The 25,849-nt window shown below is 67.7% G+C and carries 27 protein-coding genes and 1 tRNA gene; 8 read left to right on the top strand and 20 right to left on the bottom strand.

The genetic code is table 11. The annotated features are described in order from the left end of the window. Positions 1 to 10: 10 nt before the first annotated feature. The 4 genes from AC1DJH_RS21395 to AC1DJH_RS21380 are packed head-to-tail and all read left to right on the top strand — an operon-like array spanning position 11 to position 6,918. A complete protein-coding gene (locus AC1DJH_RS21395; RefSeq protein WP_478187068.1) occupies positions 11 to 1,159 on the top strand; it encodes an ATP-binding protein in 1,149 nt (382 codons plus the stop codon). Positions 1,160 to 1,169: 10 nt separating this feature from the next. After that, on the top strand, positions 1,170 to 3,632 hold the full coding sequence (locus tag AC1DJH_RS21390; protein ID WP_478187067.1) for a DUF5682 family protein: 2,463 nt from the start codon (positions 1,170 to 1,172) through the stop codon (positions 3,630 to 3,632). After that, entirely contained in the window at positions 3,629 to 4,753 is a 1,125-nt protein-coding gene (locus tag AC1DJH_RS21385) for a VWA domain-containing protein (RefSeq protein ID WP_478187066.1), read from the top strand. The genes AC1DJH_RS21390 and AC1DJH_RS21385 overlap by 4 nt, the downstream gene beginning before the upstream one ends. Next, entirely contained in the window at positions 4,750 to 6,918 is a 2,169-nt protein-coding gene (locus AC1DJH_RS21380; protein WP_478187065.1) for an SWIM zinc finger family protein, read from the top strand. The genes AC1DJH_RS21385 and AC1DJH_RS21380 overlap by 4 nt, the downstream gene beginning before the upstream one ends. Before the next feature lie 40 nt (positions 6,919 to 6,958). On the opposite strand, the gene AC1DJH_RS21375 is transcribed toward AC1DJH_RS21380, so the two are convergent. The 8 genes from AC1DJH_RS21375 to AC1DJH_RS21340 all read right to left on the bottom strand — a co-directional run bounded on the left by AC1DJH_RS21375 (position 6,959) and on the right by AC1DJH_RS21340 (position 13,203). Continuing rightward, positions 6,959 to 7,034, bottom strand: a tRNA-Thr gene (locus AC1DJH_RS21375). Positions 7,035 to 7,095: 61 nt separating this feature from the next. Further along, positions 7,096 to 7,674: a ClpXP protease specificity-enhancing factor gene (locus AC1DJH_RS21370; RefSeq protein WP_478187064.1), complete on the bottom strand. Its 579-nt coding sequence runs from the start codon at positions 7,672 to 7,674 to the stop codon at positions 7,096 to 7,098. A gap of 41 nt (positions 7,675 to 7,715) precedes the next feature. Then, on the bottom strand, positions 7,716 to 8,327 hold the full coding sequence (locus AC1DJH_RS21365; RefSeq protein ID WP_435444840.1) for a glutathione S-transferase N-terminal domain-containing protein: 612 nt from the start codon (positions 8,325 to 8,327) through the stop codon (positions 7,716 to 7,718). A gap of 99 nt (positions 8,328 to 8,426) precedes the next feature. Further along, complete coding sequence (locus AC1DJH_RS21360; protein WP_435482838.1) at positions 8,427 to 9,200, bottom strand: cytochrome c1; 774 nt, start codon at positions 9,198 to 9,200, stop codon at positions 8,427 to 8,429. Positions 9,201 to 9,234: 34 nt separating this feature from the next. Next, positions 9,235 to 10,671 carry a cytochrome b gene (locus tag AC1DJH_RS21355; protein ID WP_435441796.1) on the bottom strand — a complete coding sequence of 479 codons (1,437 nt, stop codon included), beginning with the start codon at positions 10,669 to 10,671 and terminating at the stop codon, positions 9,235 to 9,237. A 14-nt stretch (positions 10,672 to 10,685) separates the two neighbouring features. After that, positions 10,686 to 11,303, bottom strand: coding sequence for a ubiquinol-cytochrome c reductase iron-sulfur subunit (gene petA / locus AC1DJH_RS21350; RefSeq protein WP_472117063.1), 618 nt, complete (start codon positions 11,301 to 11,303; stop codon positions 10,686 to 10,688). A gap of 211 nt (positions 11,304 to 11,514) precedes the next feature. Then, positions 11,515 to 12,288: a LuxR C-terminal-related transcriptional regulator gene (locus AC1DJH_RS21345; RefSeq protein WP_478187063.1), complete on the bottom strand. Its 774-nt coding sequence runs from the start codon at positions 12,286 to 12,288 to the stop codon at positions 11,515 to 11,517. A gap of 225 nt (positions 12,289 to 12,513) precedes the next feature. Then, complete coding sequence (locus AC1DJH_RS21340) at positions 12,514 to 13,203, bottom strand: phosphatase PAP2 family protein (protein ID WP_478187062.1); 690 nt, start codon at positions 13,201 to 13,203, stop codon at positions 12,514 to 12,516. Positions 13,204 to 13,272: 69 nt separating this feature from the next. Between AC1DJH_RS21340 and mscL the strand changes: the two genes are divergently transcribed. Then, positions 13,273 to 13,707: a large conductance mechanosensitive channel protein MscL gene (gene mscL, locus AC1DJH_RS21335; protein ID WP_435482819.1), complete on the top strand. Its 435-nt coding sequence runs from the start codon at positions 13,273 to 13,275 to the stop codon at positions 13,705 to 13,707. 158 nt (positions 13,708 to 13,865) lie between these two features. On the opposite strand, the gene pdxA is transcribed toward mscL, so the two are convergent. Genes pdxA through AC1DJH_RS21320 form a run of 3 tightly spaced genes read right to left on the bottom strand, consistent with a single transcriptional unit; the run spans position 13,866 to position 17,025 of the window. Next, entirely contained in the window at positions 13,866 to 14,906 is a 1,041-nt protein-coding gene (pdxA, locus tag AC1DJH_RS21330; protein ID WP_478187061.1) for a 4-hydroxythreonine-4-phosphate dehydrogenase PdxA, read from the bottom strand. Beyond that, entirely contained in the window at positions 14,903 to 15,676 is a 774-nt protein-coding gene (locus AC1DJH_RS21325; RefSeq protein WP_478187060.1) for a Nif3-like dinuclear metal center hexameric protein, read from the bottom strand. Before AC1DJH_RS21325 ends, pdxA begins: the two co-directional genes overlap by 4 nt. Then, the gene (locus AC1DJH_RS21320) at positions 15,673 to 17,025 is read right to left on the bottom strand and encodes an MFS transporter (RefSeq protein ID WP_478187059.1); all 1,353 of its coding nucleotides are present in this window, start codon (positions 17,023 to 17,025) and stop codon (positions 15,673 to 15,675) included. Before AC1DJH_RS21320 ends, AC1DJH_RS21325 begins: the two co-directional genes overlap by 4 nt. Before the next feature lie 292 nt (positions 17,026 to 17,317). On the opposite strand from AC1DJH_RS21320, the gene AC1DJH_RS21315 reads away from it, so the two are divergent. Next, positions 17,318 to 18,478 carry a trypsin-like peptidase domain-containing protein gene (locus tag AC1DJH_RS21315; RefSeq protein WP_472117079.1) on the top strand — a complete coding sequence of 387 codons (1,161 nt, stop codon included), beginning with the start codon at positions 17,318 to 17,320 and terminating at the stop codon, positions 18,476 to 18,478. Positions 18,479 to 18,508: 30 nt separating this feature from the next. On the opposite strand, the gene tatC is transcribed toward AC1DJH_RS21315, so the two are convergent. The 9 genes from tatC to AC1DJH_RS21270 form a co-directional block, all read right to left on the bottom strand. Then, positions 18,509 to 19,318 (bottom strand): twin-arginine translocase subunit TatC, encoded by an 810-nt coding sequence (gene tatC, locus AC1DJH_RS21310; protein ID WP_472117080.1) that lies wholly within the window; start codon positions 19,316 to 19,318, stop codon positions 18,509 to 18,511. A 66-nt stretch (positions 19,319 to 19,384) separates the two neighbouring features. Beyond that, positions 19,385 to 19,858, bottom strand: coding sequence for a Sec-independent protein translocase protein TatB (gene tatB, locus AC1DJH_RS21305; protein WP_472117084.1), 474 nt, complete (start codon positions 19,856 to 19,858; stop codon positions 19,385 to 19,387). A gap of 13 nt (positions 19,859 to 19,871) precedes the next feature. Further along, positions 19,872 to 20,114 carry a Sec-independent protein translocase subunit TatA gene (tatA, locus tag AC1DJH_RS21300; protein ID WP_116912174.1) on the bottom strand — a complete coding sequence of 81 codons (243 nt, stop codon included), beginning with the start codon at positions 20,112 to 20,114 and terminating at the stop codon, positions 19,872 to 19,874. A gap of 66 nt (positions 20,115 to 20,180) precedes the next feature. Beyond that, on the bottom strand, positions 20,181 to 20,540 hold the full coding sequence (locus AC1DJH_RS21295; protein ID WP_472117086.1) for a histidine triad nucleotide-binding protein: 360 nt from the start codon (positions 20,538 to 20,540) through the stop codon (positions 20,181 to 20,183). Beyond that, the gene (locus AC1DJH_RS21290) at positions 20,530 to 20,919 is read right to left on the bottom strand and encodes a DUF4870 family protein (RefSeq protein WP_478187058.1); all 390 of its coding nucleotides are present in this window, start codon (positions 20,917 to 20,919) and stop codon (positions 20,530 to 20,532) included. Before AC1DJH_RS21290 ends, AC1DJH_RS21295 begins: the two co-directional genes overlap by 11 nt. Positions 20,920 to 20,939: 20 nt before the next feature. After that, complete coding sequence (locus AC1DJH_RS21285) at positions 20,940 to 21,338, bottom strand: phosphoribosyl-ATP diphosphatase (RefSeq protein ID WP_435482812.1); 399 nt, start codon at positions 21,336 to 21,338, stop codon at positions 20,940 to 20,942. Beyond that, positions 21,335 to 21,724 carry a phosphoribosyl-AMP cyclohydrolase gene (hisI, locus tag AC1DJH_RS21280; protein ID WP_435441364.1) on the bottom strand — a complete coding sequence of 130 codons (390 nt, stop codon included), beginning with the start codon at positions 21,722 to 21,724 and terminating at the stop codon, positions 21,335 to 21,337. The genes AC1DJH_RS21285 and hisI overlap by 4 nt, the downstream gene beginning before the upstream one ends. A gap of 67 nt (positions 21,725 to 21,791) precedes the next feature. Beyond that, positions 21,792 to 22,577, bottom strand: coding sequence for an imidazole glycerol phosphate synthase subunit HisF (gene hisF, locus AC1DJH_RS21275; protein WP_435482811.1), 786 nt, complete (start codon positions 22,575 to 22,577; stop codon positions 21,792 to 21,794). A gap of 31 nt (positions 22,578 to 22,608) precedes the next feature. Beyond that, positions 22,609 to 23,442, bottom strand: a complete 834-nt coding sequence (locus tag AC1DJH_RS21270) for a D-hexose-6-phosphate mutarotase (protein WP_478187057.1) — start codon at positions 23,440 to 23,442, stop codon at positions 22,609 to 22,611. Positions 23,443 to 23,586: 144 nt separating this feature from the next. Between AC1DJH_RS21270 and AC1DJH_RS21265 the strand changes: the two genes are divergently transcribed. Continuing rightward, positions 23,587 to 24,894, top strand: a complete 1,308-nt coding sequence (locus AC1DJH_RS21265; RefSeq protein WP_435441367.1) for a dicarboxylate/amino acid:cation symporter — start codon at positions 23,587 to 23,589, stop codon at positions 24,892 to 24,894. A gap of 11 nt (positions 24,895 to 24,905) precedes the next feature. After that, complete coding sequence (locus AC1DJH_RS21260; protein ID WP_478187056.1) at positions 24,906 to 25,805, top strand: amino acid ABC transporter substrate-binding protein; 900 nt, start codon at positions 24,906 to 24,908, stop codon at positions 25,803 to 25,805. The last annotated feature ends 44 nt before the right edge of the window (positions 25,806 to 25,849 follow it).

The raw sequence follows: 25,849 nt of genomic DNA, 5'->3' as shown, positions 1-25,849 counted from the left end.
CGACACACACATGGCCACATCGAACAAGACCAAAGACGCCTCCGGTACGGCATCGCAGCAACTGCAGCGCCCACCGGCGGAAATCCTCCACGCCGATCAGTTCGCGCGCCTTCAGGCGCAGGACACCGACCCGCGCCCGCCCGGCTGGGCACTGGGCCTGAAAGCCGCGCGCTCGTTCATCCTGGGCGACGCGGCGCTCGGCATCGCGCCGAAGATCGTCGCGCCCGTGGCCAGCATCGAGCGCATGCTCGTCACGCTGGCCACCGGCCGCGGGCTGATGCTGGTGGGCGAGCCGGGCACGGCGAAGTCGATGCTGTCGGAGCTGCTGGCCACGGCCATCTCGGGCATCTCGACGCTCACCATCCAGGGCGGCGCGTCGATCACCGAAGACCAGATCAAGTACGGCTGGAACTACGCGCTGCTCATCAACGAAGGCCCGAGCCCGCGCGCCATGGTGCCCGCGCCGCTGTACCTGGGCATGCAGCGCGGCCAGGTGGTGCGCTTCGAGGAAATCACGCGTGCGCCGCTGGAGGTGCAGGACTGCCTGCTGGGCATGCTGTCGGACCGCGTGATGGCGGTGCCCGAGCTCTCGGGCGAGCACGGCATGCTTTACGCACGCGAGGGCTTCAACATCATCGCCACCGCCAACACGCGCGACCGCGGCGTGAACGAGATGAGCGCGGCGCTGAAGCGGCGCTTCGACTTCGAGACGGTGTTCCCCATCCTGGACTTCGACCGCGAACTGGCGCTGGTGCAGGAATCGTCCGCGCGGCTGCTCGCGCAGAGCGGCATTCCGAAGACCGTGCCCGCGCCGGTGCTGGAGCTGCTGGTGTCGACCTTCCGCGACCTGCGCGGCGCACCGGGCAAGGCCGAAAAAGGCAACGGCAACGGGGGCAACGACGGCGCGATGGACAAGCTCACCGCCGTGATGTCGACCGCCGAAGCCGTGAACGTGGCGCATGCGGTGGGCGTGCGTGCCTGGTTCCTCGAACAGCGCGAAGGCTCGCCGGCCGACCTGGTCGACTGCATCGCCGGCACGGTGGTGAAGGACAACGCGGACGACCGCGCCAAGCTGCGGCGCTACTTCGAGCAGAAGGCGGCCAAGCGCAACGGTGCCCACTGGCGCGCGTACTACGAAGCGCGCCACCGCCTGCCCTGACCATACCGCGATGACACAGCCCCACATCGTCGGCGTGCGCCATCACAGTCCGGCCTGCGCGCGGCTGGTGGCCGAGCGCATCCGCACGCTGCGCCCGGCGTTCGTGCTGATCGAAGGCCCGGCCGATTTCAACGAGCGGCTCGACGAGCTGTACCTGCCGCACCGCTTGCCGGTGGCGATCTACAGCTACCTGTCGGGCGACGCCCGGCACCACGGCTCGTGGTCGCCCTTTGCCGAGCATTCGCCCGAGTGGCAGGCGCTGGTGGTGGCGCGCGAGGTGGGCGCGGCCGTGCGCTTCATCGACCTGCCCGCGTGGCACGGCGCCTTCTCGCACATGGAGAACCGCTATGCCGACGTGGCCGACCATGCACATGAGGAACGCGCCGAAGCCTACGAGCGCGCGCTGACCGAGAAACTTTCCGTGCAGGGCCGCGACGCGCTGTGGGACCACCTGTTCGAGGACGGCTGCGAGGCGGCCGAACTGGCGCAGCGCCTTGGCACCTACTTCGATCATCTGCGCGGCGACGACGCCGGCTCGCAGGGCAACCAGGCGCGCGAACAGATGATGGCGCGCTGGATCGCCTGGGCGATGGCGCAACCGGCCGAGCCCGGCCGCGCGCAGGCGCTGGTGGTGTGCGGCGGCTACCACGCGCCCGCGCTCGCGCGGCTGTGGCCGGGCATGCCCGCCGAGTTGCCCGCCACGCCTGAGCCTTCGCACGAATCCACCGAGCCAGACGAAGAAGACGAAGAAGGCGCCGGCACGCGCGATGCGCAAGCCCCGCTGCGCTTCGGGTCCTACCTCGTGCCCTACACCTTCAAGCGCCTGGACGCCTTCGCCGGCTATGCCTCGGGCATGCCCTCCCCGGCCTACTACCAGTGGGTGTGGGAGCTGGGCCCCGAAGGCGCGGCGCACCGCGCGCTGCAGCACGTGATGCAGCGCCTGCGCGAGAAGAAGCTCCCCGCCTCCACCGCCGACCTGATGGCCGTGCATCTGCGCGCGCAGGGGCTCGCGCGGCTGCGCGGGCACGAGAAGCCGCTGCGTTCCGACTGGCTCGACGCGCTGGCCGGCGCACTGGTGAAAGACGCGCTCGACGCCCCGTTGCCCTGGACCTACCGCGGCGCCATGCGCCCCGGCACCGATCCCGTGCTGGTGCAGGCGATGGACGTGCTGGCCGGCGACACCGTCGGGCGCCTCGCGCCGGGCACGCCGCAGCCGCCGCTGGTGGCCGCGGTGCAGGCCGAGCTGGCGGCGCACGGCATCGTGCTGCGCGGGCAGCTCAAGCTCGATTTGCTGGGCGAGGCCGACCGTGCGAAGAGCCGCGTGCTGCACCGGCTGTCGATCCTGCGGCTGCCTGGCGTGCGGCGCACGCAGGGGCCGAAGCTCGCGATGTCGGGCGAGCGCACCGAACTCTGGTCGCTCGGCGAACCGCTGGAACAGCAGGCCGCGCTGATCGAGGCCGGCGCCTGGGGCGCAAGCCTGCACGACGCCGCGCGCGCCCGGCTGGAAGACGACCTGCGGCAGGCACAAGGCCAGATCGCCCCGCTGGCCGACGGCCTCAACCAGGCCGCATGGGCGGGCCTGTCGGCGCTCAGCGATGCGTTGCTGCGCGAGCTGCAGGGCGCCATTGCCAACGAAGCGCGCTTCGAGGCGCTGGGGCCCGCCCTGTCGGTGCTGCACACGCTGCTGCGCCACGGCCAGACGCTGGGCATGGCCGACGCGCCGGTGCTGCGCGTGGTGATCGGCGCGGGCTTCGATCGCGCGCTGTGGCTGCTGGAGCCGCCCGCCGCCGTGGCGCCGGCCGACATGCAGCCGCACCTGGAAGGCCACCTGGCGCTTCGCCAGATCGTGGCCGACGTGCTGGCCTATGCGCAGGACAACGCCCACGGCGCACACGACATGCACGTGCCCTCGCTGCTCGACGTGGAGCCCGCCCGCGCGCTCGCCGTGTGGCAGCGCAAGGCCGCCGACGCCGGCGCCGCGCCCGTGAGCCGCGGCGCGGCGCTGGGCGCCACGCTGAGCCTGGCCGGTCGCTTGCCGCATGCACAAGCGCATGAAGACGGCGTGGACGAGGCGATGCTGCTGCTGCACTCGCTGCCCGCCCCCGTGCTCGGCGATGCGCTCACCGGGCTGCTGGCGCTGGCGCGCGAGACGCTGGCGTCCGAGCCCGCCTTCATCGCCGGCATGGACCGCACCGTGCAGGCACTGGACAACGCCGACTTCGTGCGCGCCATGCCCAGCCTGCGCGCCGCCTTCGCCTGGCTGCCGCCGCAGGAGCGCGGACTGCTGGCCGACCAGGTGCTGGCGCTGCACGACGCCGCGCACCTGTCGCGCCGCACGCTCACGGCGCACCGCGCCGGCGAGGCCGCGCCCGCGCAGCTGGCCGAGGCGCGCCGCGTGGAAGACGCCGTGCTCGCGCGCCTCGCCGCCTGGGGCGTGACGCTCGACGATACGCAAGGAACGCTTCACCCATGAGCCTGGACATTCCCGACCCGCTGCAACGCTGGCGCCTGCTGCTGGGCGACCCCGCCGAGTCGGCCTGCGGCGGCCTGAGCGCCGAAGCGAAGGCGGCCGACGCCGCGCTCGACTGGCTCTACGGCCGCGACAGCGACCGCGCGAGCCGCGGCGAACGCAGCGCCGGCCTGGGCCCCTCGGCGCTCAGCACGCCGGACTGGATCAACACCATCCACACGCTCTTTCCGAAGGAAGTGATCGAGCGGCTGGAGCAGGACGCGGTGGAGCGCTACGGCATCGACGAGGTGGTGACCAACCTCGAGGTGCTGGAGCGCATCGAGCCGTCGGAGTCGCTGCTGCGCGCCGTGCTGCACACCAAGCACCTGATGAACCCCGAGGTGCTGGCCGCCGCGCGCAAGCTGGTGGCCGAGGTGGTGCGCCGCATCATGGAGAAGCTCGCCACCGAAGTGCGCCAGGCCTTCAGCGGCAGCCGCGACCGGCGCCGCCGCTCGCGCATGAAGGTGGCGCGCAACTTCGACTTCAAGCAGACGCTGGCGGCCAACCTGCACCGCTACGACCCCGAGCGCCGCAAGCTCTACGTGGAGCGGCCGGTGTTCATCAGCCGCACGAAGCGGCATGCCGAGCCGTGGGACATCATCCTGCTGATCGACCAGAGCGGCTCGATGGTCGACTCGGTGATCCACAGCGCGGTGATGGCGGCCTGCCTGTGGCAGCTGCCCGGCATGCGCACGCGGCTGGTGGCCTTCGACACGGCGGTGGTCGACCTGACGGCCGACGTGTCCGACCCGGTCGAGCTGCTCATGAAGGTGCAGCTGGGCGGCGGCACCGACATCGCGAAGGCGGTGGGCTATGCGCAGTCGCTCGTCGCCAATCCGGCCCGCAGCATCGTGGTGCTGGTGAGCGACTTCTACGAAGGCGGCAGCCCCCACGAGCTGGTGCGGCGCGTGAAGGCGCTGGTGGAGTCCGGCGCCAAGGTGCTGGGCCTGGCCGCGCTCGATGCACAGGCCGAACCCAACTACGACCGCGAGATGGCCGCGCGGCTGGTGCGCGAAGGCGCGCAGATCGGCGCGATGACGCCGGGGCAACTGGCCGGCTGGCTCGCAGAGAAGGTGCAGGGATGAGCAACGACATCGCATGGCGCACCGACCTGCTGGAGCTGACGCCCGAGGCGCTCACGGCACTGGCCAACGCGGGCTTCGTGAAGCGTGCGCAGAAGGACGTGGCCGCCGGCTTGCTGCCGCGGCTGGAGGCCGGTGTGGACGGCGTGGTGCAGGCGCATTTCGACGACGGCGTGCGCACCAGCCTGCCGCCGGGGCGCACCCTGCGCGATGCGCAGTGCAGTTGCCCGGCCAGCGGCATGTGCAGGCACCGCGTGATGCTGGTGCTGGCGTACCAGGCACTGGCGGCGTCTTCGAAAGCGCAGGCACCTGCGGCCGCGGACGATGCGCCCGCCGAGCCCGACGGCGCCTGGAACCCCGCGCAGTTCGACGATGCCGCGCTGGCCGCGAGCTTTGCGCCGTCCGTGCTCGAACAGGCGAACAAGCTGGCCGCCGCGCGCCCGGTGGTCGGCGTGCAGGCGTGGCGCAGCGCGAGTGCGCCGCCGGTGGCGCGGCTGCCGATGTGCAGCGTGCGCTTCTTCTCGCGCAGCTCGCTCGTGCATGCGCGCTGCGACTGCAAGCAGGGCAGCGGCTGCGCGCACGTGGTGGTCGCGGTGTGGGCGTTCCGCCAGGCCGGCGCGCTGACGCCGGGCGCCGCGGAAGCGATGGTCGAAGTCCGCCCGCCCACGTCGGCGGATGCGGACGCAACGGCCGGCGCACAGCAGCCGCTGATGCAGGGCGACGCTGCGCGCACGCTGCGCGCCCATATCGACGCCCTGCTGCTCTCGCTCTGGCTCGACGGCTCGGGCCAGCCGCTGATGGCGCTCGCGGCACGCTTCGAGGCCGTGCGCGAACAGGCCCGCGCGCTGGGCTGGAACTGGGTCGACGACGCGCTCGACGAGCTGTGGCAGCTGCTGCAGGCGCAGCAGGCACGCAGCAGCCGCTTCGAGCCGCTGCGCCTGGTGCGCGTGCTGGCCGAGCTGTGGGCGCGGCTGCAGGCGGCGGCGCATGCGGAACAGCCGGGCACCGCGCGGCCGGCCCTGCTGGCGAGCCAGATCCTCGGCGTCGGCGTGAAGGGCGAGGTGGCGCTCGACCACCTGCGGCTGGTGTCGCTCGGCGCCGAGCTCTGGTCCGACGACACGGCGGAAGGCGCGAGCATTCTCTTTGCCGACCCCGACACGCAGAACGTGACGGTGCTGGAGCGCCAGTGGACGCGCGCGGCCGACGCGGCGGCCGGCGGCGCGGCGCAGGCGCTGATGAACCGGCGCGTGGCAGGCTTTCCGCTGCGGCAGCTCGCGAGCGGGCAGGTCATCACCAAGACCGCGACGCGGCGCGCCAACGGGCTGGTCGACATCACGGCCGGCGCGCGGCAGACGGGCGTGCTGCCGCTCTCGCCCACGTCGTGGAACGACCTCGTCGCGCCGCTGCGGCAAGGCAGCGTGGCCGCGCTGGTGGCGCACCTGCGCGAGGCGCCGCCCGATTTCGTCCGGCCCAGGCAGGCGGCGAGCGGTGCGTCCGCCGGGGCCTCCGGGCAGCTGCACGTGGTGGCCTTCGATCGCATGGAGGTGGTGTCGTGCCACTGGGATGCGGCCGCGCAGGTGCTGCATGCGGCGCTGGCGCAGGCACAGGCGCTGGTGGACGAGGCAGGCGAACCCGTGGCGGTTCCCGCCGAAGAACTGCTGCATCTGGCGCTGCCGCATCGCGCGGTGGCGCCGGGCGCGGTCGATGCGCTGGCCCGCACCCTCGCCGGCGACCATGGCGCGCTGCGCGCCGTGGCGGGCACGGTGCACCTGCAAGGCGGCGTGGCGGTCATGCAGCCGCTGAGCCTTCTGACCGCACAACGCGCCGTGGTGCTGCAGGTCGAGACGGTGGCGCCGCAGCCGCTGGGCCTGCACAGCGAAGTCGACGAGGCGCCCGCGCTGAACGCGCTCGCGAACGACACGCTCGCGCTGCTGGCGTTGTGGCTGCGCCAGGGCCTTCGGCATCAGGGCGGCAATGCGCTGTCGCGTGCCGAGGCACAGGTGCTGCGCCTGAAGCAGGCCGGGCTCGGCCGAGGCGCGGCGCTGCTGGGCACGGTTCTGGAAAACCTGCGCTCGGCACAGCGGCCGGCGCTGGTGGCGCAACTGGCGATGCTGGGGCTGCTGATGCAGGGCGTGGCGCAGTCCGCAGCCACAGAGGCATCGGCATGAAAAAACCCCCAAGCCATGGCTGACTTGGGGGTTCTTTGCATGGTGCCGCTTGTCGGAATCGAACTGACGACCTTCCGCTTACAAGGCGGGTGCTCTACCAATTGAGCTAAAGCGGCTGAAATTCCAGTGCGTGATTCTAGTGGCGTTGGCCGGCACGGCCGCCCGCCCTGCACACACCTACTTGACGCGCTTGAGCGACGGCCGCGAGCCGCCGTTGACCGGCGGGCGTGGCGGCTCGTCGACCGGGTCGGTGCCTGCACCGGTATCGACGACGGGTTCGTCGCCGTCCTCGCCCGTCACCAGGTGGACGACCTTGCCAGCGTCGCCTTCGGTGCCGCGCGAAGCGTCACGCAAGGGCATGCGCGCCGGGCCCTGCGGCGACGGCACGGCCGCCGGGGCGTCGCCGCCCTGCAGGTCCGCGGGAACGGAGGGCACAGGCGCAGGAAACGCCATGCCCTGTCCGTTCTCGCGCGCGTAGATCGCAATCACGCGCCCCACCGGCACGCTGATTTCTCGCGCCGAGCCCGCGAAACGGGCCTTGAACTCGATGAAATCGTTGCCCAGCTTGAGCGAACTGGTCGCGTCGAAGCTGATGTTGAGCACGATTTCGCCGTTCTTCACGTACTCGCGCGGCACCTGGACGGTGTCGTCGACCTGCACGGCGACATAGGGCGTGAACCCGTTGTCCGTGCACCATTCATACAACGCCCGGATGAGGTACGGGCGGGTGGAAGACGACTCGAGCGCGTTGATCATGAAAGACGGCGAAGAACAGTGAAAGCAGGCACGGAGCTTACTTACTTGCGCATGACCTTTTCGGACGGGGTCAGTGCCTCGATGTAGGCGGGGCGCGAAAAGATGCGCTCGGCGTACTTCAGCAGCGGCGCAGCGTTCTTGCTGAGGTCGATGCCGTAGTAGTCCAGGCGCCAGAGCAGCGGCGCAATGGCCACGTCGAGCATCGAGAAGTTGTCGCCCAGCATGTACTTGTTCTTGAGGAACACGGGGGCCAGCTGCGTGAGGCGGTCGCGGATGTGCGAACGGGCCTTCTCGATCGCCTTCTCGTTGCCCTTGGTGGTGCGGTTCTCGAGCATGGCGACGTGCACGAACAGCTCCTTCTCGAAATTGAGCAGGAACAGGCGCACGCGGGCGCGGTCGACCGGGTCGCCGGGCATCAGTTGCGGATGCGGGAAGCGCTCGTCGATGTACTCGTTGATGATGTTCGACTCGTACAGGATCAGGTCGCGCTCGACCAGGATCGGCACCTGGCCGTACGGATTCATCACGCTGATGTCTTCGGGCTTGTTGTAGAGATCGACGTCGCGAATCTCGAAGTCCATGCCCTTTTCGAACAACACGAAACGGCAACGGTGGGAAAAGGGGCAGGTCGTTCCTGAATACAAGACCATCATGGCGAGAGACTCCTAAAAATCAAAAAGAGTGGGTCGCGTTGGCAACCCACTCTGTGGGACCGGTTGCCCCCAGCGGGCGCCCGGTCGGCGTGGACGGAACTACTTGACGTCTTTCCAGTACGAGGCGTTCAGTCGCCACACAAAAACCACCGACATGGCCAGGAACAGCAGCACCCACACGCCGATACGAATGCGGGTGTTCTGTGCCGGTTCGGCCATCCATTGCAGGTAGCTCACCAGGTCGCCGACGGCATTGTCGTATTGCACGGATGTCAGGGTGCCGGGAGTGACTTGCTCCCAGCCCTTGAACACTTCGGTTTCGTGGCCGTGCTGTTCGACCTTGGTGTAGACCGGTCGGCGTTCGCCTTGCAGTTCCCACAGGGGGTTCGGCATGGCGACGCTCGGGAACACGAGATTGTTCCAGCCGGTGGCTTTGGTGTCGTCGCGATAGTACGTGCGCAGATACGTGTAGAGGTAATCGGCACCCGTGCCGCCGTGGCCGGCGCGCGAGCGGGCGACCAGCGTCAGGTCGGGTGGCGTGGTGCCGAACCACTCCTTGGCTTGGCGCGCGTCGATGTTGGCCTTCATGGTTTCGCCAACCTTGTCGGTCGTGAACAGAAGGTTGTCCTTGATCTGCTGCTCGGTGATGCCGATGTCCTGCAGGCGGTTGTAGCGCATGAACGCGGCCGAGTGGCAGTTCAGGCAGTAGTTGACGAACAGCTTGGCGCCGTTCTGCAGCGATGCCACGTCGTTGGTCTTGTTGGGCGCCTTGTCCCAGGCAATGCCCTCGGACTCGGCGGACGCCGCCGCGGAAAAGGTCAGGCCCAGTGCCAGACCCAGGACCGCGAGCCAGCCGGAAATGCTTTTCTTCATCGTGTGTTCTCTCAGCTCTTGGGGGCGGCTTGTCTCAATGCGCGGCAAAGACCACGCGCTCGGGCACGGGCTTGAAATCGCCCTTGCGGCTCCACCACGGCATCAGCAGGAAGAAGCCGAAGTAGAAGAGCGTGCCGATCTGCGAAATGGTCTGTGCGATGTCGAGGGCAAAGGAACCGATGACCAGGTTGCCCCAGACGCCCGGCGGCTGGATGCCCAGATAGCCCAGGATCAGGAAGAAGAACACGAACACGCCGTACACGTACTTGTGCCAGCTCGGGCGGTAGCGGATCGACTTGACTTCGCTGTGGTCGAGCCACGGCAGGAAGAACAGGATGATGACCGAGCCGCCCATCACGAGCACGCCCCAGAACTTGGCGTCGAAGGTCTTCAGCAGGAAGATGACCACGGCCGCCACGACCAGGGCCGCGATCTTCAGGCCCGTGCCCGACTTGCCCTTGACGAAGTTCCAGATGGCGGCCGCGCCGATGATCAGCGCGAACACGTTGACCATGTCGTCGGTGGTCGCGCGCAGCATCGAATAGAACGGCGTGAAGTACCAGACCGGGGCGATGTGGTTCGGCGTCTTCAACGAGTCGGCCGGAATGAAGTTGTTGTATTCCAGGAAGTACCCGCCGGCTTCAGGGGCGAAGAAGATCACCGCCGAGAAGATCGTGAGGAACACCACCACGCCGAAGATGTCGTGCACCGTGTAGTACGGATGCGACGGGATGCCGTCGACCGGATGGCCGTCGGGCCCGCGGTTGGCCTTGATCTCGATGCCGTCGGGGTTGTTCGAACCCACTTCGTGCAGCGCGATCAGGTGGGCCACCACGAGGCCGAGCAGCACCAGCGGCACGGCGATCACGTGGAAGCTGAAGAAGCGGTTCAGCGTGGCGTCGCTCACCACGTAGTCGCCGCGGATCAGCAGGGCCAGGTCGGGGCCGATGAACGGAATGGCGGCGAACAGGTTCACGATGACCTGGGCGCCCCAGTAGCTCATTTGCCCCCACGGCAGCAGGTAGCCCATGAAGGCTTCGGCCATCAGGCACAGGAAGATCGCGCAGCCGAACACCCAGATCAGCTCGCGCGGCTTGCGGTAGCTGCCGTACATGAGGCCGCGGAACATGTGCAGGTACACCACGATGAAGAACGCCGAGGCGCCCGTCGAATGGATGTAGCGGATGAGCCAGCCCCACGGCACGTCGCGCATGATGTACTCGACCGATGCGAACGCCTGGGTCGCGTCGGGCTTGTAGTGCATCACCAGGAAGATGCCGGTGACGATCTGGATCACCAGCACCAGCATGGCCAGCGAGCCGAAGATGTACCAGAAGTTGAAGTTCTTCGGTGCGTAGTACTTGCCCCACTGGTCGTTCCAGAGTTTGCTCAGCGGGAACCGGTTGTCGACCCAGTTGAGCAGCTTCGCGCCCGCGGGCGCATTGGGGGAGATGTCGTGGAATTCAGCCATGTCGTTCTTCTGCCTCAGGCCTTCTTGGAATCTTCACCGATCAGGAGCTTGGTTTCCGACAGGTACATGTGCGGCGGCACCGGCAGGTTGTCGGGCGCGGGCTTGTTCTTGAAGACCCGGCCGGCCAGGTCGAACGTGGAACCGTGGCAAGGGCAGAGGAAGCCGCCTTCCCAGTCGGCGGGCAGCGAGGGCTGCGGGCCGGCCTGGAAACGGTCGGTGGGCGAGCAGCCCAGGTGGGTGCAGATGCCGACCACGACCAGCACGTCGGGCTTGATCGAGCGGTGCTCGTTCTGCGCGTACTTGGGGGTGAATTCGTCGGGGTGACGCTTGGAGAGCGGGTCTGCGAGCTGGCCGTCCAGCTTGGGAAGTTCGGCGAGTTGCGCCGGCGTGCGCTTGAGGATCCAGACCGGCTTGCCGCGCCATTCGACGGTGATCTTCTCGCCGACCTTGAGGCCGCTGATATCGACCTCGACCGCGGCACCCGCAGCCTTGGCCTTTTCGGACGGCTGGAAAGTGCTCACAAAGGGGATGGCGGTGGCCACGCCACCTGCTACGCCGGCACATCCGGATGCGATCAACCACGTCCGCTTGCTGGTGTCGGTCCGGGGCGAGCCGGAGGTCATGTCACTCATGGGGATCCTCTTGTCTTCTTCGCTGGAGCAGGGCCAACCTTAACCGTAGCAAGGTCAACCAAGGATTGTAGCGGGGCGCTTCAAGGAGTTTCAACAGGCGGAAAACCCGCTGAAGCGGCGCGCGGGGGCGCCGCGCGGGCTTGCGCTGCGCGCCATCGAAGGAGCGGCCGTGCCGCCCGCGTGACGGGGCGGCACGGCCCCGCACGGGCTCTCAGTTCAGGAGACCGTGCTGCGTCGCCTCGTGGACCGCCTGGGTCCGCGACTTCACGGAGAGCTTGCGATAGATGCTCTTGGCGTGGAACTCGACCGTGTTGACCGAGAGAAAGACCGCCTCGGCAATCTCGCGATTGCTCCAGCCCTGCGCAATGAGCCGCAGCACCTTGAGTTCACGCGGCGACAGCGGGCTGGGCGCCGGACGGGCTTGGGCGGGAGACGCCGACGGCATCGAAGGCCGCGTCATGACCGGCGCGATGCCCTGCGGCCTGGACGACGCTGCGATCATGCTCAGCAGGCGGCGCGCCACGCGCGAGTCCATCGGCGCGCCGCCGCGCTCGATCGATCTCAGCAGGAAGGCCAGTTCGGCATCGTCCGCCTCGGTCAGCAGGTACCCCACCGCCCCCGCGGCAATGGCGGCGTCGACCAGTTCGTGGTCGTCGGCGGCCGACATCGCAACACTTTCGATCCACGGGTAGGTCTGGCGAACGTGCTTGATGAGCGCCACGGCGTCGCGGTCGGGCAGGCGCATGTCTATCAGCACCAGGTCGTAAGGCAGCGCCGCCAACAGGTTGCAGGCCTCGGCGCGCGTGGACGCAATCACCACGCGGCGACCCGGCGCGAGCCCGCTCACGATGCGCCGCATGCGCCCGCCCATGGCGAGGTCCTGCTCCACGACCAGCACGCCGTGGAAGGCGGCGCCGTAGGAGGCCTCGGGCGCTCCGGGCGCCAGCATCGGCAACGAAGAAGAGGGCTGGAATACAAGACTCATGGCGACAACTCCGGGAAATGTTCACTTTCGTATCAGACGTTGCAGGAACGATGCCCGCCCGGAAACAGTTGGATGCGTGGACCCCGTCTTCAGGCCGATCACATTGATTTCATTGGGGAATACCGAAGCAATCGGTGAAATCCGGGCCTGCGGAAAGCGGTAGGTGGACGCTATTTCGCGTCACTGTTACGAAGCATGTGGCGGAGCACGTTACGTAGCACTCAATCAACTTCTTCGCAGGAGGTCGGCCCGGGTGAAAGGTCGCTCCAGATTGGCGAGCCTGGCGGCGATGATCTCGAGCGCCCCCTGGGTCGGCGCCGCGCGGCCATGCATGAGAACGGCCATGAGCGCTGCCACGCCAAGCAGCATCCAGCGCGCGCCCCACGGCCGCGCAGGCGCGTGCCGCTGCAGCGTCAGGAACACCGCGCTCGCGAGCGTGCCCAGCAATGCGCCAGCCACGACTTCGGAGTTCGAGTGCGCTTCGAGCGCCAGCCGCGACACGCCGATGGCCATGGCCAGGCACCACCCGAAGGCCGCGGCCATGAGGCGCACGCGCGCGGAAAAGCGCGACGCGGTCGCCCACAGCAACACCGGCCACACGCTGGTCGCCAGCGCGGTATGGCCACTGAAGCCGGTGAAGTTGAGGGTGGCGCTGCCAATGCCCCATCCCATGAAGGCAATCTTCGACACCATGACGACAAGGCCGCAGGCACCAAACAGCAGCACCCATTGCGCAGCGGCCATCCGCGAGCCGGTGTCCGCGAAAAGCCAGAGCGCAACAAGCAGCGCCGTGGGCAGCAAGAAGCCGCTGTCACCGAACCAGGTGAAGGCCTGCCAGAAACTGTGCATGGGTGAGGTCAGGAGCCGGGCGGAGAACGAGGGCGGAAGAGGCAAACCCCACTGGGAGACGCGCATGCGTGCGAGGGTTCCGCAGGCATACTAGCGTCTCCCTCAACAAGCAAAGCTCAAGCAGCCATTTGAATCATGAGCATCCTCAGTGAATTCAAGGAATTTGCCGTCAAGGGCAATGTGATCGACCTCGCAGTGGGCGTGATCATCGGGGCCGCATTCGGCAAGATCGTCGACTCACTCGTGGCCGACATCATCATGCCGATCGCCGGCCTGGTGTTCGGCAAGCTCGATTTCTCGAACCTCTTCGTGGTGCTGGGCACCGCACCGCCCGGTGTGGCGCACACGCTGGCAGACCTGAAGAAGGCCGGCGTGCCGGTGCTGGCGTATGGCAACTTCATCACCATCGCGGTCAACTTCGTGATCCTGGCTTTCATCATCTTCATGATGGTCAAGCAGATCAACCGCATGAAGCGCAACGACGAGCCGGCACCGGTGCCGGCACCCGCCACGCCCGAAGACGTGGTGCTGCTGCGCGAGATTCGCGACAGCCTCAAGCAACGCCCTTGAGCACGAAGGTGCCGCTCAGGCACCTTCCCTTCAAGCAAGCCGGGTGCCGCTCAGGCACCTTCCCTTCAAGCAAGCCGGGTGCCGCTCAGGGACCTTCCCTTCAGGCAAGTCGGGTGCCGCTCAGGCGCCGTTCCTTCGTCAAGTAAACCGGGCGCCGCTCAGCCGCCCTTGAGCACCCTGGCCATGCGCAGCGCCTCGACAAGGCTGGCCGCATCGGCCCGCCCCGTTCCCGCAATGTCGAACGCGGTGCCGTGATCGGGGCTGGTGCGCACCAGCGGCAGGCCCAGCGTCACGTTCACGCCCTTCTCCACGCCCAGGTACTTGACCGGGATCAGGCCCTGGTCGTGGTACATCGCCACCACCACATCGAACTCGCCGCTGGCCGGCATACCCGCCTTGGCGCGCGCGCGCATGAAGACCGTGTCGGGCGCGTAGGGCCCGCGGGCGTCGATGCCTTCGGCGCGCGCGGCCTCGATGGCCGGCGCAACGATCTCGCGCTCTTCCAAGCCGAACAGGCCGCCCTCCCCCGCATGCGGGTTCAGGCCTGCCACGCCGATGCGCGGCGCGCGGCCCAGCGCATGGGTCAGCGCCCGGTGCGTGATGCGCAGCGTGTCGAGCACGCCATCGAAGCGCACCGCGTCGATGGCGTTGCGCAGCGACATGTGGATGCTCACGAGCACGGTGCGCAGCTCGTCGTTGGCCAGCATCATGCGCACCGGCACCTCGGCCACGGTGCGCCCCAGGTGGGCGGCCGCCTCGGCTTGCAGCAGCTCGGTGTGGCCGGGGTACGGAAAGCCGGCGGCCGACAGCGCCTCCTTGTGCAGCGGCGCGGTGACGATGGCGCCGATTTCGCCGCGCAGCGCGGCCCGCGCGGCCCACACCACGCATTCGCCCGCCACGCGGCCGGCCTCGGCGCTGATGCGGCCCTGGGCGATGTGCGACGGCGCAGCGATCACCTGCAGCACGGGAATGCAGCGCGGCGGCACGGTGGCGGCCTCGGCGACCGATTCGATCTCCAGCACCGGCCAGGCCGGGTGCCCCGGCGCGGCCAGCGCCTGCGAGGCCTGGCGCACGGTGCCCACGTCGCCCGCGACGAAGGCGCCGCGGGCGGCCTCCGGCGCGTCGCGGAAGGCCTTGACGATGATCTCGGGGCCGATGCCCGCCGGGTCCCCCAGGGTGATGGCGATGGCGTCGTTCATGCGGGGTTGTCGATGTCGATGAATTCGTGCACCAGGCCGAGCTGCGTCGCCACGTGCGCGGCCACCGCCTGCGCGCCGTAGCGCTCCGTGGCGTGGTGCCCGCAGGCCAGGTAGGCGACGCCCATCTCGCGCGCGTAATGGGCCTGCGGCTCGGAGATCTCGCCGGTGATGAAGGCATCCGCGCCCGCTGCGATGGCGGCCTCGAAGTAGCCCTGCGCGCCGCCTGTGCACCACGCTATGTTTTTAATAGCGCGATGCGCAGTATCCACCAGCGTTACCGGCCTTTTCAGCACCGATTCGACATGCACGGCGAGCGTTCGGGCATCGGCGAAGCCGGCGCCGCGTTCCTGCGCGCCGAGAAAGCCGAGCTCCTGTTCGCCGAAGCGCCCGCCGGCGCCGGCATGCGCCACGAGCCCCAGCTGCAGCCCCAGCTGTGCGTTGTTGCCGAGCTCCGAGTGCGCGTCCAGCGGCAGGTGGTAGGCGAACAGATTGACGTCGGCGCCCAGCAGCAAGCCCAGGCGCTGCTTCATCCAGCCGGTGACGCAGCCGTCCTGGCCGCGCCAGAACAGGCCATGGTGAACAAAGATGGCATCGGCCTCGGCGTGGATCGCGGCCTCGATCAGCGCGCGGCTGGCGGTGACGCCCGAGACGATCTTGCGGACCACGGTGCGGCCCTCGACCTGCAGGCCGTTGGGTCCGTAGTCCTTGAAGCGGCCGGGGGCCAGCAGAAGGTCGAATGCGTGAAGCAGTTCGTGGCGGGTGGTGCTCATCGCGCCATTGTCGCGCCGCCCTCGCCCGCCGTGCCGTCGCGCATGGCATGGCCGCGCGCGGCCAGCGGCAGGAACGCCAGCAGGAAGCCCAGGCCCGCAAGCACCGCCACGTAGTGCGCGGGCGCCATCGTGTCGTGCTGCAGCCAGAGCGTGAGGATCACCGGCGTCAGCCCGCCGAACACCGCGTACGACATGTTGTAGGCGAACGAAAGCCCCGTGAAGCGCACCGGCGCCGGAAAGGCGCGCACACCGGCGATCGGCACCGTGGCGATGGTGCCCACGAACAGGCCCACCAGGCCGTAGTGCCAGAACAGCGTGGCCGGCGTGCCGGGCAGTCCGCTGTAGAACAGGTACGCCGTGGCGAACAGGCCGCCCCAGCCGACCAGCATCACCGCGCGCGTGCCGAGGCGGTCGCTGGCCCAGCCGGTCAGCATGCAGCCCAGCGTGAGGGTCAGCGTGGCCAGCGCGTTGGCCTCCAGCGCCAACGCGGCGGGAATGTGGTGCACCTTCTGCAGGTAGGTGGGCGTGTACAGCACCACCACCACGATGGCGGCCGAAAGCACCCAGGTCAGCAGCGCGACATACACGCAGGCCAGGCGGTGTTCGCGCAGCACGGTGCGCAACGGCAGCTCGCGCGCCACGGTGCGGCGGCTGGCCAGCTCCTTGAACACCGGCGTTTCATGCAGAAAGCGGCGCAGGTAGACCGACACCAGCCCGAACACGCCGCCCAGGATGAACGGAATGCGCCAGGCAAAGTCGCTCACCTGCTCCGGCGCGTAGTGGCGGTTGATGGCCACGGCAATCAGCGAGCCCAGCAGGATGCCGCCGGTGATGCCCGAGGTCAGCATGCCGATGCCGAAGCCGTAGCGCCGTGCGGGCACGTGCTCGCCCACGAACACCCAGGCGCCGGGCATTTCGCCGCCGATGGCCGCGCCCTGAAGCACGCGCATGGCCAGCAGCAGCAACGGCGCCGCGATACCGATGCTCGCGTAGGTGGGCAGCAGGCCGATGACCAGCGTGGGCGCCGCCATCAGGAAGATCGACAGCGTGAACATGCGCTTGCGCCCGAACACGTCGCCGAAATGCGCGATGACGATGCCGCCCACCGGGCGCGCCAGGTAGCCGGCCGCGAAGATGCCGAAGGTCTGCAGCTGGCGCAGCCAGTCGGGCATGTCCACCGGGAAGAACAGCGCGCCCAGCACGGTGGCAAAGAACACGTAGATGACGAAGTCGTAGAACTCCAGCGTGCCGCCGAGGGCGGACAGGGCCAGGGTCTTGTAGTCGCTCGCGCCGAGCGTGCGGGCCGGTTGCGGCTGGGCGCCGTCCGGGAGGGTTGCTTGTGAAGTCATGGCTGGCAGGGAGGTCGTGGCCGCGCGCCCGCCCGTGGAGCGGATGAGAAACGGAACAATGGCGCGTGGACGAAATGCCTGGCCGCGTTCGCCGGATGGGCGCCGCAGGAGGCCTGAAAGAGCGGCCCGGTTCGAGCCGACGGGAGATGCTAAGTGTTAACCCTTATTTCCGCACGCGGGCCGTCCGAATCTCGACCGGACAGCGCGGTCTCTGTCCCATGCGATTGGTGGACAATTGACAACATTGCTGCATCTCCAGGCAGCCTTCCACCGTCTTTCTCTCCAATCTTTCATGAAACGCACCTGGCTGCTCTTTGCCCAAGCCGTGACCGTCCTGCTGGCGGCCTACTTCGTCGTTGCGACGCTCAAGCCCGAGTGGATCAACAAGCGCTCGACATCGCTGGGCGGCGTGGTGTCCATCGTGGAGGCGCCGGCGGGCGGCGCGGCCATCCCGGCCCCCGGCAGCCTGAGCGTGCCGGCCAAGAAGGCCTCGCCCGCGGTGGTGAGCATCAACACCAGCAAGGCCGCTCAGCGCCATCCGCGCAGCAACGACCCCTGGTTCCGCTTCTTCTTCGGTGACCAGGACGACCAGCCCCAGATGGGCCTGGGCAGCGGCGTGATCGTCAGCCCCGACGGCTACATCCTCACCAACAACCACGTGGTCGAGGGCGCCGACGAGATCGAGGTGACGCTGAACGACAGCCGCCACGCGCGCGGCAAGGTGATCGGCACCGACCCCGACACCGACCTGGCCGTGTTGAAGATCGAGCTCGACAAGCTGCCCGTGATCGTGCTGGGCGACTCCGACGCGCTGCAGGTGGGCGACCAGGTGCTGGCCATCGGCAACCCCTTCGGCGTGGGCCAGACCGTGACCAGCGGCATCGTCTCGGCGCTGGGGCGCAACCAGCTCGGCATCAACAACTTCGAGAACTTCATCCAGACCGACGCGGCCATCAACCCCGGCAACTCGGGCGGCGCGCTGATCGACGTCAACGGCAACCTGCAGGGCATCAACACCGCGATCTATTCGCGCTCGGGCGGCAGCATGGGCATCGGCTTCGCCATTCCGGTGTCGATGGCCAAGATCGTGCTCGAGGGAATCGTCAAGGAAGGCCAGGTGCGCCGCGGCTGGATCGGCGTGGAGCCGAACGAACTGTCGCCCGAACTGGCCGAGACCTTCGGCGTGAAGGCGGATACGGGAGTGATCATCACCGGCGTGCTGCAGAACGGCCCGGCCGCCAAGGCCGGCATTCGCCCCGGCGACGTGATCATCGCGGTGGGCGAGAAGAAGACGGACAGCGTGCAGGCGCTGCTGACCGCGGTGGCGGGCCTGAAGCCCGGCAGCAGCTCACGGTTCGCGTTGCAGCGCGGCAGCGACAAGATGGAGCTGGATGTGACGCCGGGGCTGCGACCGAAGAGCCCCGTCAAGCAGGTGCCCAACCAGCCCGAATAAGGCCCGCCCTCGGGCTTTGCGCGCCGGAACTCAGCTGGACGCCGAGTCGGCGCCTTCCTCTTCTTCCGGTTTCTTGCCGGAGCTGGCGAAGTACTTGGCACCGATGATGCCCACCTCGTACAGCAGGCACATCGGCACCGCCAGCGCCAGCTGCGACACCACGTCGGGCGGCGTGAGCACGGCGGCCACGACGAACGCGACCACGATGAAGTAGCCGCGGAAGGACTTCAGCTTCTCGATGGTCACCATTTCGAAGCGCACCAGCAGCATCACCACGATCGGCACCTGGAAGGCCACGCCGAAGGCGATGTACAGCGACAGGATGGCCTCGACGTACGAGGAAATGTCGGGCGTCGCCTGCACAGCGGCTGGCGCAAAGCGCTGGATGAAGCTGAACATCTTGTCCAGCACGAACAGCTGCACGAAGGCGATGCCGCCGTAGGCCAGCAGGCTGCCGAAGAAGATCAGCGGCAGCGCGAACTTGCGCTCATGGCTGTAGAGCCCCGGCGCCACGAACATCCACGCCTGGTACATGAGCCAGGGCAGTGCCAGCAGCACGGCGGCCATCATCAGCACCTTCAGCGGCACGAAGAACGGCGAGAACACGCCGATGGCGATCAGCTTGGCGTCGTGCGGCATGTGCGCCTTGATCGGCATCGCGATGATGTCGATCAGCCCGCCGGGGCCCGGCCAGATGGACAGCAGGATGCCCGCGATGACCAGGCCGTAGACGCAATAGAGCAGGCGGTCGCGAAGCTCGACCAGGTGAGCCACGAACGGCTGTTCGGTGCCCGCCAGCTCGTCTTCTTTGTCGTTGTTCTTGTTGTCGGAATCGGCCATTGGAAAAGAAGATAGCGTGACGTCGGCCGGCGTGCGGCGCTCGGGGAACGCGGTGGTGGGGGTGCGCTAGTTGATCTTGTTGATCGTGTGGGGGCGGAAGCGGGCGACCCGCGCCGCACCCGACAGCGCTTTGGTGCGCACGCCGTTGCGCGACTTGTACCACTGCGGTGTGGCGCCCTGCTTCAAGCGCCAGTTCTTGCGCGGGTGCCGGTACTCCGGCGGCGGTGGCGGCTCGGGTTCGGCCAGCGCCGAGAGTGTTTCGCCCGAAGAACCGCTGAACTGCTTTTCGAAGTCGCTCGCACCGGTGTGGATGCTGTGCTCGACGTCGCGCGCCGCATCCTCCACGGTGGTCTTCATCTTGCGGAGCTCGTCGAGCTCCATCGACCGGTTGACTTCGGACTTGACGTCGTTCACGTAGCGCTGCGCCTTGCCGAGCAGGGTGCCCACGGTGCGTGCCACGCGCGGCAGCTTCTCCGGACCGATGACGATCAGCGCCACGACGCCGATCAGTGCCAGCTTCTCGATACCGAGGTCGAACACGTGCGGTCCGCGCTCAGGACTTCTGACGCGCTTCGACGTCGATGGTCGACTTGTCGTTGACCGGCTGGCCGGTCACTTGCTGGGCGGGTGCCGACGTGCCGGCGGGCGCGTCTGCGCTGCCGTCCTTCATGCCGTCCTTGAAGCCCTTGACGGCGCCGCCAAGGTCGGAGCCCATGTTGCGCAGCTTCTTGGTGCCGAAGATCATGACCACGACGAGCAGCACGATCAGCCAGTGCCAGATGGAAAAAGAACCCATGGGAGAACTCCTAAGAATGTGTCCGATTTTAGTCGGGCGAAATGTGACAGTTTGGCTTAAGCGTACTCAGCCGCGAAGCCATGGCCGGGGACCGCCCATGACATGGACATGGAGATGGTGAACCTCCTGCCCGCCCTCGTTGCCGGTGTTGACGACCACCCGGAAACCACCCTCCGGATAGGGCTTGCAGCCCTGCTCCAGCGCCAGCCGGGGCGCCAGGGTCATGATCTTGCCCATGAGCGCCGCGTCGTCGGGCGTGAGCTGCGCCATCGACGCGATGTGCTTCTTGGGCACCACCATGAAATGCACCGGCGCCCACGGCGCGATGTCGTGAAAGGCGAACAGGTCGTCGTCTTCGTAGACCTTGCGCGAGGGGATCTTGCCTTCGACGATCTTGCAGAAGACGCAGTTCGGGTCAGATGACATCTTTGGATTCCATGGGGCGGCTGTTGTTCATCCGGATCATGCCTTTCACGATCCGGTACAGGAACCACAGCGAAATCAGGCTCCAGGCGATCCAGCCCGGAATGAAGAAGAGCAGCCAGAGCCACGAGGTCACGATGTAGAGCAACCCGGCCCACAGCACCGAGCGGATGCGCCAGCTGAAATGCGACGCCTGCCAGGTGCCTGCGGCGTCGTCGCGCTTGACGAAATCGATCACCAGCGCGATCAGCAGCAGCAGCACCGACGCCTGCGCCCCCGGCACGACGGCGCCGATGGCCACGATCAGGTGCAGGATGTAGCTGACCCAGCCCCAGGTCTTGAGGGAGTCGTCGGGTTCCACGTTCACGATGTCGTTGGCCATGAGGGATGTCCTTTCAACCGTTAACCGTTGCCAGCTTCGCGGGCCTGCACCTTGCGCAGCGCCTTTTCCTCGATGCCGCTGGTGCCCTCGCGGCGCTCGAGCTCCGCGGTGACGTCGGCGGGCGAAAAACCGTAGTGCGCCAGCGCCACCATGGTGTGGAACCACAGGTCGGCCACTTCGTTCACTATTTTCGAGCGGTCGCCACCATGGTCGGCGTCCTTGGCCGCCATCACGACCTCGGTGGCTTCCTCGCCGATCTTCTTGAGGAAGGCGTCGGGCCCCTTGTGCAGCAGCCGGGCGGCGTAGCTTTTTTCGGGGTCGCCGCCGTTCGCAGGCAGGCGGCTCTCGATGACGGCGGCCAGGCGTGCCAGGGCGTCGACGGACGAGGAGGGGCTGGGGGTGTTCACCGTGGCCGTCATTTGTAGATCGATTCCGGGTCTTTCAAGACCGGTTCCACCACCGTCCACTGGCCCTTGTCGTACTTGCTGAAGAAGCAGCTGTGGCGACCGGTGTGGCAGGCGATGCCGGGCTCGTGGCCGAGCTGGGTGACCTTGAGCAGCACCACGTCGTTGTCGCAGTCCAGCCGGATCTCGTGCACGGTCTGCACATGGCCCGACTCCTCGCCCTTGAACCACAGCTTGTTGCGCGAGCGGCTGAAATACACCGCACGGCCCAGCTCGGCGGTCTTTTCGAGCGCCTCGCGGTTCATCCAGGCGAACATCAGCACGTCGTTGCTGCCCTGTTCCTGCGCGATGACCGGCACCAGGCCGTTCGCGTCCCACTTCACTTCATCGAGCCATTTCATCGCGGTATTGTCGGGGATAGAAAAAGACCCTTGAGGAGCGTTCGAACGGCCCCCCGGGGGCGCTGGCTCAGCGGTCGATCCGCACGGGAATGCCCCGCGCGGCCATGCGGGCCTTGGCTTCGCCCACCGTGTGCTCGCCGTAGTGGAAGATGCTGGCCGCCAGCACCGCGTCGGCGCCGCCGGTCTGGATGCCGTCGGCCAGGTCGTCCAGGCTGCCCACGCCGCCCGAGGCGATCACCGGCACGCTGACGGCATTGCTCACCGCGCGGGTCAGCTCCAGGTCGAAGCCGCTCTTGGTGCCGTCGCGGTCCATGCTGGTCAGCAGGATCTCGCCGGCGCCGCGGCGCGCCATCTCGGTGGCCCATTCGACGGCATCCAGGCCGGTGTTCTTGCGCCCGCCGTGGCTGTACACGTCCCAACCCGCGCCGCGCGTGGCGGCCTCTTCGGGGCTGCGGCGCTTGGCGTCGATGGCGACCACGATGCACTGCGAGCCGTACTTCTGCGAGGCGTCGTCGATCACGTTCGGGTCGGCGATGGCGGCGGAGTTGAAGCTGGTCTTGTCGGCGCCCGCGTTGAGCAGCCGGCGCACGTCGGCCACGGTGCGTACGCCGCCGCCCACGGTCAGCGGAATGAAGACCTGCGAAGCCACCGCTTCGATGATCGGCAGGATCAGGTCGCGGCCGTCGCTGGTGGCGGTGATGTCGAGGAAGGTGAGCTCGTCGGCGCCCTGCGCGTTGTAGCGTGCGGCAATCTCGACCGGATCGCCCGCGTCGCGCAGTTCGAGGAAGTTGACGCCCTTGACGACGCGGCCGCCGGTGACGTCGAGGCAGGGAATGATGCGTTTGGCAAGCATGGGGTGGACCAGGAAGGAAGCAGAGAAAGAATCAGAGAACGCGCAGCTGTTGCCAGCCCTGCCACTGGGCGCCGGGCGCGAGCAGCACGGGCTCGTCGATGCGGGCAGCCTCCACGCACAGCATGTGGCGGAAGCCGTCCGCGGGCATGTCGGCGAGTTTCGCACCGAGCACCGCGCCGGGGTTCCACACCACCGTTTCGCTGCAGCTCGCGCTTTGCGAGATTTCGAGCTTGCCGCCCGGCTGCACCAGCCGCAGCGGCTGGGCGGGTGCGGCATACACGCTGTCGAACTCTGCATCGAAATGCAACGCCGCCGCGGTTTCCACGTGGCGGTCGTCGCGCAGCGAATCCCAGCGGTTGGCACCCTGCAGGCCTTCCAGCCGCACATTGGCGATGTCGTCCACGCGCAGGTAGGTGTGCAGTGCCGCAGCAAAGGTCCAGGGCGCTCGGTCGAGGTTGACCAGCGTGAGCGCCGTGCGCAGCTGGCCGCGCGACAGGGTGGCTTCGAGCCGCGCCTCGAAAGCGTGCGGCCAGAGCTTGCGGGTGGCTTCGGCGTCGCGCAGCGTCAGCCGCAGCGTGTGGGGCGCGTCCGACGGCTCGTGCTTCCAAGGCAAATTGCGCATGAATCCATGCTTGGGCAACATGCCGCGCTGGTTGAACTGGGGGCAGCAAACGGGCACGCCGCCGCGGATGGCCGTCTGCCCGTCGAACACCGCCGAAGGGCTCAGGTAAAGCCTTTCCACCCCGTCGCCCGCCGTCCAGGAGAGCACCTGCGCGCCGTGCAAAGCGACGGTGAGGGTGCTTTCGTCGGGGCCTGTGGCGCGCAGTGCGGGCTGGCCGCGAAACTCGATCGGGGTGATTTCCATGGCGAGAATTGTAGGCAGCGCCCGCGCCGTGGCACGGAACTGGTGTCCCGGGCCATTGCGTGCACGGGGCCTTCTTGGATACCCTGTGACCGCTTCAGTCCCGTGCTCGAAAAAATCACTCTCACACGACAAAAGGGGATATGCATGAAGAAAAAGCTGCCGATGGCCGCCTGGATCCTGATCGCCATGGTGCTCGGCATCATCGTGGGCTACATGATCTTCACGAGCTTCCCGGACAAGAAAGCCGCCAAGGAGATCGCCGACTACGTCTCCATCGTCTCGGACGTGTTCCTGCGCCTGATCAAGATGCTGATCGGCCCGCTGGTGTTCTCCACGCTGGTGGTGGGCATCGCGCACATGGGCGACGCCAAGTCGGTGGGCCGCGTGTTCGGCAAGGCCATCGGCTGGTTCCTGACCGCCTCGCTGATCTCGCTGGTCATCGGCCTGATCATGGCCAACCTGCTCAAGCCCGGCGAGAACCTGGGCCTGCCGCTGCCGGACATCGGCGCCTCGGCCAACCTGGCCACCTCCAAGTTCACGCTGAAAGACTTCGTGAGCCACACGGTGCCCAAGTCGTTCGTGGAAGCCATGGCCAACAACGAGATCCTGCAGATCGTGGTGTTCTCGATGTTCTTCGGCGTGGCGCTCGCCTCGCTCGGCGACAAGGCGAAGACGCTGGTGGCGGCCATCGAGGAGCTTTCGCACGCCATGCTCAAGATCACGGGCTACGTGATGAAGCTCGCGCCGCTCGCGGTGCTGGCCGCCATGGCCGCCACGGTGGCCGTCAACGGGCTGGGCATCCTGCTGAAGTTCGCGGTGTTCATGGGCGACTTCTATCTCGGCCTGTTCGTGCTGTGGAGCGTGCTGGTGCTGGCGGGCTTCCTCTTCCTGGGGCCGCGCGTGTTCAAGCTGCTGGTGCTCATCAAGGAGGCCTTCCTGCTGTCGTTTGCCACGGCCAGTTCGGAAGCCGCGTATCCGAAGATCCTGCAGGCGCTCGACCGTTTCGGCGTGAAGCGCAAGATCTCCAGCTTCGTGATGCCGATGGGCTATTCGTTCAACCTGGACGGCTCGATGATGTATTGCACCTTCGCCGTGCTGTTCATCGCGCAGGCCTACAACATCCACATGCCGATCAGCACGCAGGTCACGATGCTGCTGATCCTGATGCTCACCTCCAAGGGCATGGCCGGCGTGCCGCGCGCCTCGCTGGTGGTGATTGCCGCCACGCTGAACCACTTCGACATTCCCGAGGCCGGCCTGCTGCTGATCCTGGGGGTGGACACCTTCCTCGACATGGGCCGCTCGGCCACCAACGCGGTGGGCAACTCCATCGCCACCGCGGTGGTCGCCAAGTGGGAGGGCGAGTTGCTCTCCGAGAGCGACGCCGAGGTCAACGCCCGGGCCATCGACGAGGAGGCCAACGCCACGCTCGCCCACCCGGCGCACGCGTGAGCAGGCACGCCATGAAGCGCATCGGCACGCTTGCATCCGCCTGCGCCGCGCTGCTCGCGGCCCTGGTACTGGCGGTTCCCGCTCAGGCGCAGGAGCTCACCGGCACGCTGGCCAAGGCGCGCTCCACAGGCGCCATCACCCTCGGCTACCGCGAGTCGTCGGTGCCCTTCTCGTACCTCAATGCGCGCAAGGAACCCATCGGCTACTCCGTCGAGCTCTGCCGCTCGCTGGTGAGCTCCATCGAGGACGCGGTGAACAAGAGCCTCGCCATCAAGTGGGTGCCCGTGACCTCGGACTCTCGCATCGACGCGGTCGCCAGCGGCAAGGTCGACCTGGAGTGCGGTTCCACCACCAACAACCTCGAGCGGCAGAAGCGCGTGAGCTTCTCGCCCACCATGTTCGTCTCGGGCACCAAGGTGCTGGTGAAGAAGGGCTCGCCCATCAAGTCGTTCCGCGACCTGGCCGGCAAGAGGGTGGCCGTGACGGCCGGCACCACCAACGAGAAGACGCTGCGCGAGCTGTCGGAAAAGTTCAAGCTCGGCATCAACCTGATCGTGACGCCCGACCATGCGGAGTCCTTCGGGCTGGTGAAGGGCGGACAGGCCGACGCCTTCGCCACCGACGATGTGCTGCTCTACGGCCTGATCGCGCAGGACGCCGCCAAGTCGAACTACGAGGTGGTCGGCGACTTTCTCTCCTACGACCCCTACGGGATCATGTACCGCAAGGACGACGCGCAGCTCAACAAGCTGGTCGTCGACGCCTTCCAGGTGCTGGCGGAAGACGGCGAGATCGAGCGGCAGTACAAGCGCTGGTTCCTGCGCAAGCTGCCCTCGGGGGAGAGCCTCAACCTGCCGATGAGCGCGCAGCTGGAAACGATCATCCAGACGATGTCGGTGAAGGCCGAGTAGCCCAGGGCGCGACAGGGGCTGCCGCCCCGGGCCGTGTGCAACAC

This window comes from Variovorax sp. 10N412 (genome assembly GCF_056394985.1).
Note: the sequence above shows the minus strand (reverse complement) of the source record. Positions and strands in the feature narration are given on the sequence as shown.